The sequence below is a fragment of the Nonomuraea sp. NPDC052634 genome (assembly GCF_040678535.1).
Taxonomy (GTDB): domain Bacteria; phylum Actinomycetota; class Actinomycetes; order Streptosporangiales; family Streptosporangiaceae; genus Nonomuraea; species Nonomuraea fastidiosa.
Genome location: NZ_JBFATY010000006.1, coordinates 296,966 through 308,319 on the forward strand (window position 1 = coordinate 296,966; position 11,354 = coordinate 308,319).

At 74.4% G+C, this 11,354-nt stretch carries 12 protein-coding genes; 7 read left to right on the forward strand and 5 right to left on the reverse strand.

Annotation, left to right across the window (positions count from 1 at the left end; translation table 11 throughout):
- The first annotated feature begins 246 nt into the window (after positions 1 to 246).
- The gene (locus AB0K67_RS26610) at positions 247 to 1,101 is read left to right on the forward strand and encodes a PAC2 family protein (protein ID WP_364065436.1); all 855 of its coding nucleotides are present in this window, start codon (positions 247 to 249) and stop codon (positions 1,099 to 1,101) included.
- Positions 1,102 to 1,321: 220 nt separating this feature from the next.
- On the forward strand, positions 1,322 to 1,807 hold the full coding sequence (locus AB0K67_RS26615) for a TetR/AcrR family transcriptional regulator C-terminal domain-containing protein (RefSeq protein ID WP_364065439.1): 486 nt from the start codon (positions 1,322 to 1,324) through the stop codon (positions 1,805 to 1,807).
- Positions 1,808 to 1,954: 147 nt separating this feature from the next.
- Here AB0K67_RS26615 and AB0K67_RS26620 read toward each other — a convergent pair whose 3' ends face one another.
- Positions 1,955 to 2,674 carry a CbiX/SirB N-terminal domain-containing protein gene (locus AB0K67_RS26620; protein ID WP_364065441.1) on the reverse strand — a complete coding sequence of 240 codons (720 nt, stop codon included), beginning with the start codon at positions 2,672 to 2,674 and terminating at the stop codon, positions 1,955 to 1,957.
- A gap of 83 nt (positions 2,675 to 2,757) precedes the next feature.
- Positions 2,758 to 3,924 carry a uroporphyrinogen-III synthase gene (locus tag AB0K67_RS26625; protein WP_364065444.1) on the reverse strand — a complete coding sequence of 389 codons (1,167 nt, stop codon included), beginning with the start codon at positions 3,922 to 3,924 and terminating at the stop codon, positions 2,758 to 2,760.
- A gap of 229 nt (positions 3,925 to 4,153) precedes the next feature.
- Here AB0K67_RS26625 and AB0K67_RS26630 point away from each other — a divergent pair, with 229 nt between their 5' ends.
- Entirely contained in the window at positions 4,154 to 4,633 is a 480-nt protein-coding gene (locus AB0K67_RS26630; RefSeq protein WP_364065446.1) for a peptide deformylase, read from the forward strand.
- Here AB0K67_RS26630 and AB0K67_RS26635 read toward each other — a convergent pair.
- The 3 genes from AB0K67_RS26635 to AB0K67_RS26645 are packed head-to-tail and all read right to left on the reverse strand — an operon-like array spanning position 4,575 to position 6,403.
- The gene (locus AB0K67_RS26635; RefSeq protein ID WP_364065449.1) at positions 4,575 to 4,853 is read right to left on the reverse strand and encodes a WhiB family transcriptional regulator; all 279 of its coding nucleotides are present in this window, start codon (positions 4,851 to 4,853) and stop codon (positions 4,575 to 4,577) included. The genes AB0K67_RS26630 and AB0K67_RS26635 overlap by 59 nt on opposite strands.
- Positions 4,854 to 4,883: 30 nt before the next feature.
- Positions 4,884 to 5,813 (reverse strand): glycosyltransferase, encoded by a 930-nt coding sequence (locus AB0K67_RS26640; protein WP_364065452.1) that lies wholly within the window; start codon positions 5,811 to 5,813, stop codon positions 4,884 to 4,886.
- Positions 5,810 to 6,403 carry an HAD-IIIA family hydrolase gene (locus tag AB0K67_RS26645; RefSeq protein WP_364065455.1) on the reverse strand — a complete coding sequence of 198 codons (594 nt, stop codon included), beginning with the start codon at positions 6,401 to 6,403 and terminating at the stop codon, positions 5,810 to 5,812. The genes AB0K67_RS26640 and AB0K67_RS26645 overlap by 4 nt, the downstream gene beginning before the upstream one ends.
- Positions 6,404 to 6,584: 181 nt before the next feature.
- Between AB0K67_RS26645 and AB0K67_RS26650 the strand changes: the two genes are divergently transcribed.
- Genes AB0K67_RS26650 through AB0K67_RS26665 form a run of 4 tightly spaced genes read left to right on the forward strand, consistent with a single transcriptional unit; the run spans position 6,585 to position 11,354 of the window.
- Complete coding sequence (locus AB0K67_RS26650) at positions 6,585 to 8,216, forward strand: carbamoyltransferase C-terminal domain-containing protein (RefSeq protein WP_364065458.1); 1,632 nt, start codon at positions 6,585 to 6,587, stop codon at positions 8,214 to 8,216.
- Complete coding sequence (locus AB0K67_RS26655; RefSeq protein WP_364065461.1) at positions 8,213 to 9,145, forward strand: glycosyltransferase; 933 nt, start codon at positions 8,213 to 8,215, stop codon at positions 9,143 to 9,145. The genes AB0K67_RS26650 and AB0K67_RS26655 overlap by 4 nt, the downstream gene beginning before the upstream one ends.
- Entirely contained in the window at positions 9,142 to 10,170 is a 1,029-nt protein-coding gene (locus AB0K67_RS26660) for a glycosyltransferase family 9 protein (protein ID WP_364065464.1), read from the forward strand. Before AB0K67_RS26655 ends, AB0K67_RS26660 begins: the two co-directional genes overlap by 4 nt.
- Positions 10,167 to 11,354 carry a glycosyltransferase gene (locus AB0K67_RS26665; RefSeq protein ID WP_364065466.1) on the forward strand — a complete coding sequence of 396 codons (1,188 nt, stop codon included), beginning with the start codon at positions 10,167 to 10,169 and terminating at the stop codon, positions 11,352 to 11,354. The genes AB0K67_RS26660 and AB0K67_RS26665 overlap by 4 nt, the downstream gene beginning before the upstream one ends.

Sequence of the window (11,354 nt, forward strand, 5' to 3'; positions counted from 1 at the left end):
GCTCCGCACGCCCGCGCGCGAGGCCGCACGCGGGCCGCGCGCGAGCGTCCCGCGCCCGGCGGAAGGGCCTTCGACCTGGGGTTGCGCGTGCCGATCCGGCCCGTGGCGCCGCCGGACCCGGCACGCGCCCGCCACCCGGCCGTCACGTGGGCGAACGGGGCAGCGCGGCATTCGGGGGGAGATCGGTGACGGCGATGCCTCCTCACGGCATAGGCTTAGCGGGACGAAGGAGAGTGGAGGCGACACGTGATAGAGCTCGAAGGGCTCCCCGAGCTCGTCGACCCGGTGCTCATTGCCGCGTTCGAGGGCTGGAACGACGCGGGTGAGGCTTCCAGCGGCGTGATCGCCCATCTCGAGTCCGCCTGGAAGGCCGAGCCGCTGGTCGCGCTCGACCCGGACGACTACTACGACTTCCAGGTGACCAGGCCCGTGGTGGAGATGAGCGACGGGCTCACGCAGTCCATCGTGTGGCCCACGACGCGGCTGCTGCGCGCCAGGCCGCCGGGCGTCGAGCGCGACGTCGTGCTGCTGCGCGGCATCGAGCCCAACATGCGCTGGCGCTCGTTCTGCGACGACATCATCTACGTCTGCCGTGAGCTGGGCATCGAGCTGGCGGTCATGCTCGGCGCCCTGCTCAACGACTCCCCGCACACCCGCCCCGTGCCGATTCTCGGCGGCGCGACCAGCGAGGGGCTGGCCCGCTCGACCGGCCTGGAGCTGAGCCGCTACGAGGGCCCGACCGGCATCGTGGGCGTGCTGCAGCACGCGTTCGGCAAGGCCGGGCTCGATGCGATCTCGCTGTGGGCGTCGGTGCCCCACTACGTCGCGCAGCCGCCCAACCCGAAGGCGACGCTGGCGCTGCTGCGCCGTCTCGAGGACGTCCTCGACATCCCCATGCCGCTCGGCGACCTCGACGAGGAGGCCAGGGCGTGGGAGCGCGGCGTGGACGAGCTGGCCGCGCAGGACAGCGAGGTCGCCGAATACGTCAAGGAGCTGGAGGAGCGCAAGGACGCCGCGGAGCTGCCCGAGGCCAGCGGCGATGCGATCGCGGCCGAGTTCGAGCGCTACCTGCGACGTAGAGATCGCGACACGGACAGCTAACCCTGACGTATTAAATCCGCCAATTTTTCGCGGTTTCGAGTAATAATCGGGGTTCACCAGATCCCGACAGGCCGGGACTCCAGATTCACGCCGGACGGAGACCGTCCGGCTTCGCACGTGATGCCTACATCCACCGACCGCGCACGTTAGGCATGCCATGGCGACATCCCACGTAGACCCGCACCATAGGAGTCAGGACACCAGGCGGCGCGTCCTCGAGATGGCCGTCTCGCTCAGGGAGGACCGTGCCGGCGGCTCGGTGGATTACTTCCTGGCGCTGCTCCAGGACCGGCTCCCGCTCTGGCTGAGCATCCTGCACAACCTGACGCACCGCGCAGGGAAGGGGTCCGTGTCGGACAACCTCCACCCGGTCGCGCGTGCGGGCATCGACTACTACATCGATGTCCAGGGCGCGGCGCTGCCCGCCTTCACCTCCCCCGACGTCACCGTACGCTTCCGCCGGGCCATCAAGGAGGCGGGGCTCGGGCCGCGCACCGAGATCGCACCGCTGGCCGGCTATCTGGCGGACGAACAGCGGCTGGGCCGGGTCAGGGCCGACGCCGACCCGGAGGCCAGCGCACGCCTGATGGTCGCGGGCTGCTTCCACCGGGCCTTCATCGAGATGTTCGTCGGCTGCGACGACGCGCCGTCACGGGACGCGAGCGCCCGCGAGATCGTCCGCGAACTGCGCCTCGACCCCGCCTGATCCCTGGCACCCGGCCATCGGCGGCCGAGCCCGGCGGCGGCTCCCGGCACCGCCCGATCCGCGGCGTCCGATGCCCGGCGCGGCCTGATCCCCCGCTGCCGCCGGCGTCACGCCTGATCGCGGCAGGCCCCTCCCCTGTGCGGTGCGTCATGCCCTGCGGAGGGTGCGCGGCCGGGCGGCCGGGCGGCGCAGGGCCTCGTCGAAGCGGCGCCAGATGAGGGCCGCCACGTCGGGGTCGGCGCCCAGGGGCTCGCTGACCACCGCGGTCCGGCCCGCGGCCGCCGCGACCAGCCGGTCGTGGAAGAAGCCGGGGGCCAGCACGTACGAGGCGATCGCCACCCGGGACGCCGGGGTCGCGCCGAGCCGTTCCATGGCCTCATCCAGCGACGGCGCGCCCGCCGATGCGAACGCGGCGGTCACCGGCCTGGCCAGCCGCACGGCGAGCTGGTGCGCCGCCGCGCGCACGTCGGCCAGCGCCGACGGGTCGGACGATCCCGCCGCGCCGAGCAGCACCGCGTCCGTGGCGCGCAGGCCCGCCCGTGCCAGCTTGCGCGCCAGCGCCGAGGTCAGCAGCCGGTGCGGCCCCAGCCAGCCGGCCACGATCGCGTCGGGCCGGTGCTCGGCCACGACCTGGGGCAGGTCGATGTGCGCGTGGTAGCCGCCGGCCAGCAGCAGCGGGACGACGACCACCGGGCCGCGTACGGCGGGCAGGACCTCCCGGAGCAGCGGCGAGGCCAGCTCCAGGTAGCTGAGCTCGACCCGGCCTCCCGGCCGCGCGGCCCTGACCGTCTCGGCCAGCGCGGCGAGCGTGCGCTGACCGGCCTGGCTGCGGGTGCCGTGCGCGGCCAGGACGAGGGTGGGGGTCATCGGCCGGCTCCTGCGGGAACGGGCCCGGGCATGCGGAAACTCCTCGGTGTGGGCTGATGTGACGGTCGGTGGTGCGAGGAGGCTCAAAGGCCGTCCTCGTACAGGCAGGCGAGCCGGTAGCCGCGTTTGACGACGGTCTCGACGATGCCGCTCGGGCCGAGGGCTCGGCGCAGCCGGGTGATGGCCATCTCCACGGCGTGCTCGGCCGAGTCGCGGGCGACGCTGCCCGGCAGCACCGTACGCAGGTCGGCCCGCGACACCACGTGGCCCGGCTTGTCGGCCAGGCGCTTGAGCACGGCCATCGGCGCCGGCGGCAGCGGACGCAGCTCGCCGTCCACGACCACGGCGTGGCCGCGGATCTCCAGGCGGTGTCCACCGGCGGTGACCCGGGTGACGCCGTGTTCCGGCAGGTGCCTGGCCAGGGCGCGGGCGAGCGCGCCGAGCCTGGAGCGGTCGGGCTGGAGTGTGGGCACGCCGCGCGAGGTCAGCGGGTCGGCGGTGACCGGCCCGACGCAGGCGGCCACGACGGAGCCGCCGAACGCGGCGAGCAGCGCCTCTTCCAGGCCGTCCGCGCGGGCGGTGTTCAGCATGGCGTGCACGGCGGGCGCGCTGGTGAAGGCGACCGCGTCGATCGCGCCGGAGACGGTCTGGCTGATGAGGCGGCGCAGCGGCGAGATGTCGCGGTACGGCAGCCACCGGTAGACCGGTATCTCGATCACCTCGGCGCCGGCGGCGCGCAGGTCGGCCACGAAGTCGCGCAGCGGCTCGCCGTGCTGCTGGACGGCGATGCGCCGGCCGCGCAGGTCCTGGGCGAGGAGGTACTCCTTGACCTCTTTGCACGACTCGGTGGAGGGCGTCCAGTGGTCGTTGAGCCCGGCGGCGCGCACCGCTCCCCTGGCCTTGGGTCCGCGGGTGAGCAGGCGGGCCCGTGACAGGTGCTCGCTCAGCTCGGTGGACAGGCCCCAGCCCTCGGCGGCGGCCATCCAGCCGCGGAAGCCGACGCCGGTGGTGACGACCACGTCGTCGAGCGGCGCCTCCAGGCTCTGCCGGGTGGCGGCGAGCAGGTCGGCGTCCTCGGCGAGGGGGACGAGGCGGATGGCGGGGGCGCTGACCACGCGGGCGCCGCGGCGTTCCAGGAGGGCGCCGAACTCCTCGCGCCGCCTGGTCGCGGTCACGCCGACGGTGAAGCCCGCCAGCGCGTCGGGGGCCGTCTCCGGGGAGGTTCCGGCCTCCAGGGAAAGCGCGCTCATGCGTGCACCTCCAGGTAGTCGGGGACGCCTGGCCGGACCCCGAGCACCCGGCCAGGCATCACAGGTGCTTGTGACGCAAGTGAGATCACCCTCCGATACTGCTTTCGGGTGGTTTCGCCCACGGGTCTCTTCTGTTACCGCTGTGCTACAAGGCCGCGCCCGCTGGATTGGCCCGGCGCGGGCGGGGGAAACGTTGTCCGTGATATGGCCGCCTATCGGGGAGTCACGGGTGTCGGTCCTGCCCATTCGCATGTTCGGCGATCCGGTGCTGCGCACGGTCGCGGAGCCGGTCCGGGATTTCGATCGGGAGCTGCGCCGGCTGGTGAAGTCGCTCACGGCGACGTTGCGGGCGGGCCCTGGGCGCGCCGGCCTGGCGGCTCCGCAGCTGGGCGAGCCGGTGCGGGTGGTGGTCTACGACTACGACGGCAAGTCGGGCCACCTGGTCAATCCGCGGCTGGAGCTGTCGGAGCGGCGGGTGACGGCCGACGAGGCGTGCCTGTCGGCGCCCGGCGTGTGGTGGCCACTGGAACGTTCCTACATGGTCACCGCGCGTGGCCGTGACATGTTCGGCAAACCGGTGACCGTCAGGGCGCTCGGCACGCTGGCGCGGGTGCTCCAGCACGAGACCGACCACCTCGACGGCGTGCTGTTCAGCGACCACCTCGAAGAGGCCGAGCGGGAGCGTTTCCGCGCGGCCCTGCCAGGCTGAGCTCGCGCCGCTGCCCGGGGTCGGTGCCGCCCCACACCCCGTGCGCCTGCCTGGTGCTCAGCGCGTATTCCAAACACGGCTCGCGCACAGGGCATCCTGCGCACACCTGCTTGGCCCTGTCCGCCTGCGACTGGCTCGGCCCCTCCATCGAGATCGGGAAGAACAGCTCGGGGTCGAGGTCCAGGCAGGCGGCCCTGCGTGTCCAGTCGAGCATCATCATGCTGTCCGCGCCTACCCATGGCGCGAGGCGTCATACCTGGTCGAGCAGCAGGTCCCAGTCGGCGAGGAAGCGGCTCAGCCCGTAGCGGGCCAGCGCGGCGGCCCTGGCGGCCTTGCCGGCCTGGCTCGCGCGCTCGGGGTCGGCGGCGAACTCCGCCAGCGCGTCGGCCAGCACGTGCACCTTGGTCGACAGCACGCCGGCCTCGGGCGGCACCGCCTCGATCGCCTCGGTGGCGGCGAGCGCGACGACGGGCATGCCGAGCGTCATGGCCTCGATGAGGGCCAGGCCGAGCGAGGTCCACCGGTACGGGTGCAGGTAGACGCGCCTTCTGGCCAGCTCGGCGTGCATGGCGTGCTGAGGCAGGTCCTCGTACGTGCCGTACGGCAGGCCGTCCACCTTCATGCCGAACACGTCGAGCGGCACCCGTTCGGCGAAGCGGGGCAGCAGGTCGGTGCCGGCGACGCGGGTGCGGCGCACGGGCTCGTTGACGACGACGCCGGCCCTGGCGAGTTCGCCGCTGTAGAGGTGGCCGGGGTCGGGGACGCCGTGCTCGATGACGCGGGTGGGGGCGCGGCCGTTGTCCCAGTACAGCTCGTTGAAGTGGGTGACGTGCACGAGCGTGATGCCGCTCTGCCCGGCCAGCGGGTGGCGGGTGCGGGGCACGTCGCCCGCGGGCGTGTTGTGCTCGACGTACACGGCGGGCAGGCGGGAGGCGCGCGGCCCGAGCCATTCGCGGGCCAGGTCGATCTCGTGCGGGCGCTGGTAGACGATGACGTCCACGGGCTCGTCGCGCAGGCGGTCCCAGGGCACCTCGCGGGCGCTGTCCGGCCAGTCGTAGGTGGCCGCCCGCCCCCGGCCGTCGGGTCCGCGGCCGGGAACGAGCGGCAGCAGATAGTCGTGCGGCCCCCTGATGAACGCGCTGGTCCAGGATCCGTGCACGTGCCAGAGCAGGATCCTCACCAGCGGCTCCAGCCCATCGCGCGGGCCCAGGGCGCCGAGACGGCGGGCACCGGGTCGTCGGCGCCGTTCAGCACGCGCTCGACGACGTCGGTCAGGTCGCCGGCGACCTCGGGGGCCTGGTCGATCTCCTCCTGACGTGTCTGTTCCGTGGGCACGAGGATGCCCCGCGCGCCGGCCGCCCTCGCGGCCTCCATGTCGCGGCCGATGTCGCCCACCACGACGCAGTCGCGGGGGCTGACGTCGAGCACGGCCGCGGCCCTGATGACCAGGCCGGGCGCCGGTTTGCGGCAGGTGCAGCCGTCGGCGTCGCCGTGCACGCAGATCGCCCATGCGTCGAACGGGCCGAGCAGTTCCTCCACCCTGGCGTTCACCTGGTCCATGTCGTCCGGCGACAGCAGGCCCTTGGCCACGCCCGACTGGTTGGTGACCACGGCCACCGGCACGTCGGCGCGTCTGAGCCGGCACAGCGCCTCGACCGCGCCCGGCATGGGCTCGACGAGGGCGGGGTCGCCGTTGTAGGGCACGTCCTTGATCAAGGTTCCGTCCCGGTCGAAGAGCACGGCCCCGGGACGCCGCTTTTCGAACACCATCCACCTCCGTCGCGCGTGAGCGGCAGCTACCCGTGGCCTGCCGGGACAAACAACTACGCAGCGTGAGCAACCCCAGGTGGCCGCAGGCGTTTTCGCAGCTCACGAAGGCGCTCGCGGTTGCGTCAGGTTTGAGAGCCGCTTCTCTCGGTAGCGGTTCTCGACATCCCCAGGGGGAGGAAGCATGAGATTTCTCGGCATCAACGCGATCTTCCACGACCCGGCCGCGGCGCTCGTGGCCGACGGCAGGATCGTGGCCGCGGCCGAAGAGGAACGCTTCAGCCGGCGCAAACACGGCAAGCGGCCCTTGGCCTTCTCCGCCTGGGAGCTGCCCGAGCTGGCGGCCGCCTGGTGCCTGAGCGAGGCGGGGCTCGCGCCGGAGGACATCGACGCCGTCGCCTACTCCTACGACCCGTCGCTGGTGCTCCAGCGGCCTGAGGGCGACTGGGAGGACCTGCGCACCCGGTACGCGGTGCGCGCCCCCGCCTTCCTCGCCACGGCGCTGCCGGGGCTCGACCCCGGGCAGGTCACCTACGTGCCGCACCACGTGGCGCACGCGGCATCGGCCGGGCTGGCCTCGCCGTGGCGCGACTGCGCGGTGCTGGTGTGCGACGGGCGCGGCGAGAACGTCTCCCACCTGGCGGGCCGCTACCGGGGCGGCGAGCTGGAGATCCTCGCCGCCCAGGAGCTGCCGCACTCGCTCGGCCTGATGTACGAGGACGTCACCCAGCATCTCGGCTTCCTGCGCTCCAGCGACGAGTACAAGGTGATGGCGATGGCCTCCTACGGCAGTCCCCGCCACCTGGAGGCGCTGCGCGAGGTGATCTACACCACCGGCGACGGCGGGTTCCGCGTCGAGCCGGTCGACTGGAACGTCTACGCCAAGGCGCTGAAGAAGGGCGCACCGTGGACCTCCGACCACGCCGACCTGGCCGCCAGCGTGCAGGCCCGGCTGGAGGAGGTGCTGCTGGAGCTGGCGCGCTGGCTGCACGAGCGCACCGGGGAGCGGCGGCTGGCGCTGGCCGGCGGGGTGGCGCTGAACTGCGTGGCCAACACGCGGCTGCTGGACGAGGGGCCGTTCGACGAGGTGTGGGTGCAGCCGGCCGCCGGCGACTCCGGCACCGCGCTGGGCGGGGCGCTGCACCTGGCGCAGGTGTACGGCGAGCCGGCCGCGCCGATGACCTGCCCGGCGCTCGGCCGCGGTTTCACCGACGAGGAGCTGGGCGCGTGGCTGGACGTGGCGCGCGTGCCGTACACGCGGCCCGCCGACCTGGCGGCGGCGGTGGCGGCGGAGCTGGCCGCCGACCGGATCGTGGCCTGGTTCCAGGGCCGCGCCGAGTACGGGCCGCGGGCGCTGGGCCACCGGTCGCTGCTGGCCCACCCCGGCAATCCGCGTAACACCGAGCGGCTCAACGACGTCAAGGGGCGCGAGCAGTTCCGGCCGGTCGCGCCGATGGTGCTGGAGTCGCGAGCGCGGGAGATCTTCGCGCGGGGGCCGGTGCCGTCGCCGTACATGCTGTTCGTGCACGACGTGCACCCGGACTGGGCGCCGCGCATCCCCGCGGTGGTGCACGTGGACGGCACCGCCCGCATCCAGACCGTCTCGCCGGAGCGTCAGCCGCTGATGGCGCGGGTGCTGAGCGAGTTCGAGGCGCGCACGGGGCTGCCGGTGGTGGTCAATACGAGCCTCAACACGGCGGGGCGTCCCATGGTGGACGACCCGCGTGACGCGCTGGAGTGCTTCGGCTCGGCGCCGGTGGACGTGCTGGCGCTGGGTCCTTACCTGGTGCGGCGGCGGGAGGTGTTCGCCTCATGATCACCGTGGTGATCCCCACCGTCGGGCGGCCGACGCTGCACGACACGCTGGCCGCCGTGGGCCCGGACGTGCCGGTGATCGTGGTGGACGACCGCCGGGGCCATCCCGCCTCGCTGGCGGCGCTGCGCGTGCCTCCGCACGTACGGGTGGTGCGCTCGGGCGGGCGCGGTCCCGCGGCGGCGCGCAACGCCGGCTGGCGGGCCGCCGACACGCCCTGGGTGGTCTTCCTCGACGACGACGTGGTCCCCGCCCCCGGGTGGGCGCAGGCCGTCTGGAAGGACCTGGTGGACCTGCCGCCCGAGGTGGCGGGCAGCCAGGGCAGGATCCGGGTGCCCAGGCCGGAGGGGCGCAGGCCCACCGACGCCGAGCGGCACACCGCCGGGCTGGCGGGCGCGCTCTGGGTGACGGCCGACATGGCCTACCGGCGCGAGGTGCTGCAGGCGCTCGGCGGTTTCGACGAGCGGTTCCCGCGCGCCTACCGGGAGGACGCCGACCTGGCGCTGCGGGTGACGCGGGCCGGGCACCGGCTGGTCAAGGGCGAGCGGGTGACCGTGCATCCGGTCCGCGACGACGGCTTCTGGGCGAGCGTGCGCCACCAGCGGGGCAACGCCGACGACGCGCTCATGCGGCGCCTGCACGGTCCCGGCTGGCGGGCGGCCATCGGCGGCGCGCCCGGACAGCTGCGGCTGCACGCCGCCACGACGGCCGCGGGCCTGGCGGCCGCGCTGCTCGCGACGGGCCGCCAGAGGACGGCGGCGCTGGCGGCGGGCGCGGTCTGGGCGGCGCTGACGGCGCAGTTCGCCTGGCGGCGCATCGCCCCGGGCCCGCGCACGCCGGACGAGGTGCTGCGGATGGCCGTCACCAGCGTGCTGATCCCGCCGGTCGCCTGCGCGCACCGGTTGCGCGGGGAATGGAGAGTGCGGCGATGACGGCTGCTGCAGACCGGGGGCGCGTGCTGGTGGCGCGGCTCGACGACGCCGGCGACGTGCTGCTCGCCGGTCCCGCCGTGCGCGCGGTGCGCACGCGGGCCGCCGAGGTCGTCTTCCTGTCGGGACCGAACGGCAGGGCGGCGGCCGAGCTGCTGCCGGGCGTGGACCGGGTGGTGACCTGGCACGCCCCGTGGATCGACCACACGCCGCCGCCCGCCTCCAGGGCCGGGGCCGAGGAGCTGATCGGCCTGGTGCGCGGGGTCGACGAGGCGGTGCTGCTCACCTCGTTCCACCAGTCGGCGCTGCCGCTGGCGCTGCTGCTCAGGCTGGCCGGGGTGGCGCGGATCAGCGCGATCAGCAACGACTATCCGGGCTCGCTGCTCGACGTGCGGCACGTGGTGGACGAGAGCGTGGACGTGCCGGAGGCGGAGCGGATGCTCGCGCTCGCGCGGGCGGCCGGGTTCGAGCTGCCGCCGGGCGACGAGGGCGGGCTCGCGGTCCGCCGGCCGCTGCCGGACGTCCGCCGGACGTTCGGGCGCGCGCTCGGCCCCGGCTCGTACGTCGTCGTGCACCCAGGCACCTCGGCGCCCGCCCGCACCTGGCCGGCGGACCGGCACCGGGAGACGGTGCGGGAGCTGGCCGAGGACGGGCACCGCGTCGTCGTGACCGGCACCGAACGCGACCTCACCGCCTACGTGGCCGGCGGCGTCGCGGCCGACCTGGGCGGCGCCACCACGTTCGCCGAGCTCGCCGCCGTCATCGAGGGCGCCGGCGTGCTGGTGGCGGGCAACACGGGCCCCGCGCACCTGGCCGCCGCCGTCGGCACGCCGGTCGTGAGCCTGTTCGCCCCCGTGGTGCCGCTGGAGCGGTGGGCCCCGTACGGCGTGCCCACGGTGGTGCTGGGCGACCAGCACGCGCCCTGCCGGGGGAGCAGGGCGCGCGTCTGCCCGGTGTCCGGGCACCCGTGCCTGTCGCAGGTGACGAGTGAGCAGGTGGTCAAGGCAGTGAGGGAGCTGACGCAGTGAAGGTCGATCTCATCTCGGAGCACGCGGACCCGCTGGCGGCGGTCGGCGGGGTCGACTCCGGCGGCCAGAACGTCTACGTCGCCGCGCTGGCCGTCGCGCTCGCCGAGCGCGGGCACACGGTCGCCGTTCACACGCGGCGCTCCTGCGAGTCGCAGCCCGCGTCCGTGCGCCTGGCGCCGGGCGTCACGGTCGAGTACGTCACCGCGGGTCCCCCGGCCCCCGTGCCCAAGGACGAGCTGCCCCCGTACATGCCGGAGTTCGCCGAACGGCTGGCCGAGCGCTGGGCCGCACACCCGCCCGACGTGGCGCACGCGCACTTCTGGATGAGCGGGCAGGCGGCGCTGGAGGCGGCCGGCGGGATCCCGGTGGTGCAGACCTTCCACGCGCTCGGCACGGTCAAGCGGCGCTGGCAGGGCGAGGCCGACACCAGCCCCGCGCACCGCATCGACACCGAGCGGGAGATCGGCAAGCGCGCCGACGCGGTGCTCGCCACCTGCAGCGACGAGGTGGGCGAGCTGCTCGCGATGGGCGTTCCCCGGCAGCGCATCTCGGTCGTCCCGTGCGGGGTGGACCTGGCGGAGTTCCGCCCGGACGGGCCGGTGGCACCGCGTACGGACGGGCCGATGGTGCTGAGCATCGGCCGCATGGTGCCGCGCAAGGGCGTGGACACCCTGATCAGGGCGATGCGCCAGCTTCCCGGCGCGGAGCTGGTGATCGCCGGCGGCGGGCGGGAGGACGAGGAGGCGATCCGGCTCAGGAAGCTGGCCGAGGGCTACGGCATGGGCCACCGCGTCCACGTCATCGGCAGCGTGCCCAGGCGGCACGTGCCCGCGCTGATGCGGGCGGCCGACGTCGTGGTGACCGTGCCCTGGTACGAGCCGTTCGGCATGGTGCCGGTCGAGGCGATGGCGTGCGGGGTGCCCGTCGTGGCCTCGGCGGTCGGCGGCCACCTCGACACGGTGGCGGGCTGCGGCGTGCTGGTGCCGCCGCGCAGGCCGCGCGCCCTGGCCAGAGCGCTCAAGGACGTGCTGGGCGACCCGCGGCGGCGCGCGGAGATCGGCGCGGCCGGCGCCAGGCGGGCCCGCGAGCGCTACGGCTGGCCGCGCGTCGCCGAGCTCACCGAGGCCGTGTACGCGCAGGTCATCGACGGCAAGGTCGGCCGGCTGGCCGCCCTGGGGGGTTGA

What these genes read in the sequence shown, in the direction of transcription:
- AB0K67_RS26615 (WP_364065439.1), top strand. Translation starts at nt 1,322, where the DNA reads ATGGCCGTCTCGCTCAGGGAGGACCGTGCCGGCGGCTCGGTGGATTAC.
- AB0K67_RS26650 (WP_364065458.1), top strand. Translation starts at nt 6,585, where the DNA reads ATGAGATTTCTCGGCATCAACGCGATCTTCCACGACCCGGCCGCGGCG.
- AB0K67_RS26660 (WP_364065464.1), top strand. Translation starts at nt 9,142, where the DNA reads ATGACGGCTGCTGCAGACCGGGGGCGCGTGCTGGTGGCGCGGCTCGAC.
- AB0K67_RS26620 (WP_364065441.1), bottom strand. Translation starts at nt 2,674, where the DNA reads ATGACCCCCACCCTCGTCCTGGCCGCGCACGGCACCCGCAGCCAGGCC.
- AB0K67_RS26625 (WP_364065444.1), bottom strand. Translation starts at nt 3,924, where the DNA reads ATGAGCGCGCTTTCCCTGGAGGCCGGAACCTCCCCGGAGACGGCCCCC.
- AB0K67_RS26645 (WP_364065455.1), bottom strand. Translation starts at nt 6,403, where the DNA reads ATGGTGTTCGAAAAGCGGCGTCCCGGGGCCGTGCTCTTCGACCGGGAC.
- AB0K67_RS26655 (WP_364065461.1), top strand. Translation starts at nt 8,213, where the DNA reads ATGATCACCGTGGTGATCCCCACCGTCGGGCGGCCGACGCTGCACGAC.
- AB0K67_RS26635 (WP_364065449.1), bottom strand. Translation starts at nt 4,853, where the DNA reads ATGATGATGCTCGACTGGACACGCAGGGCCGCCTGCCTGGACCTCGAC.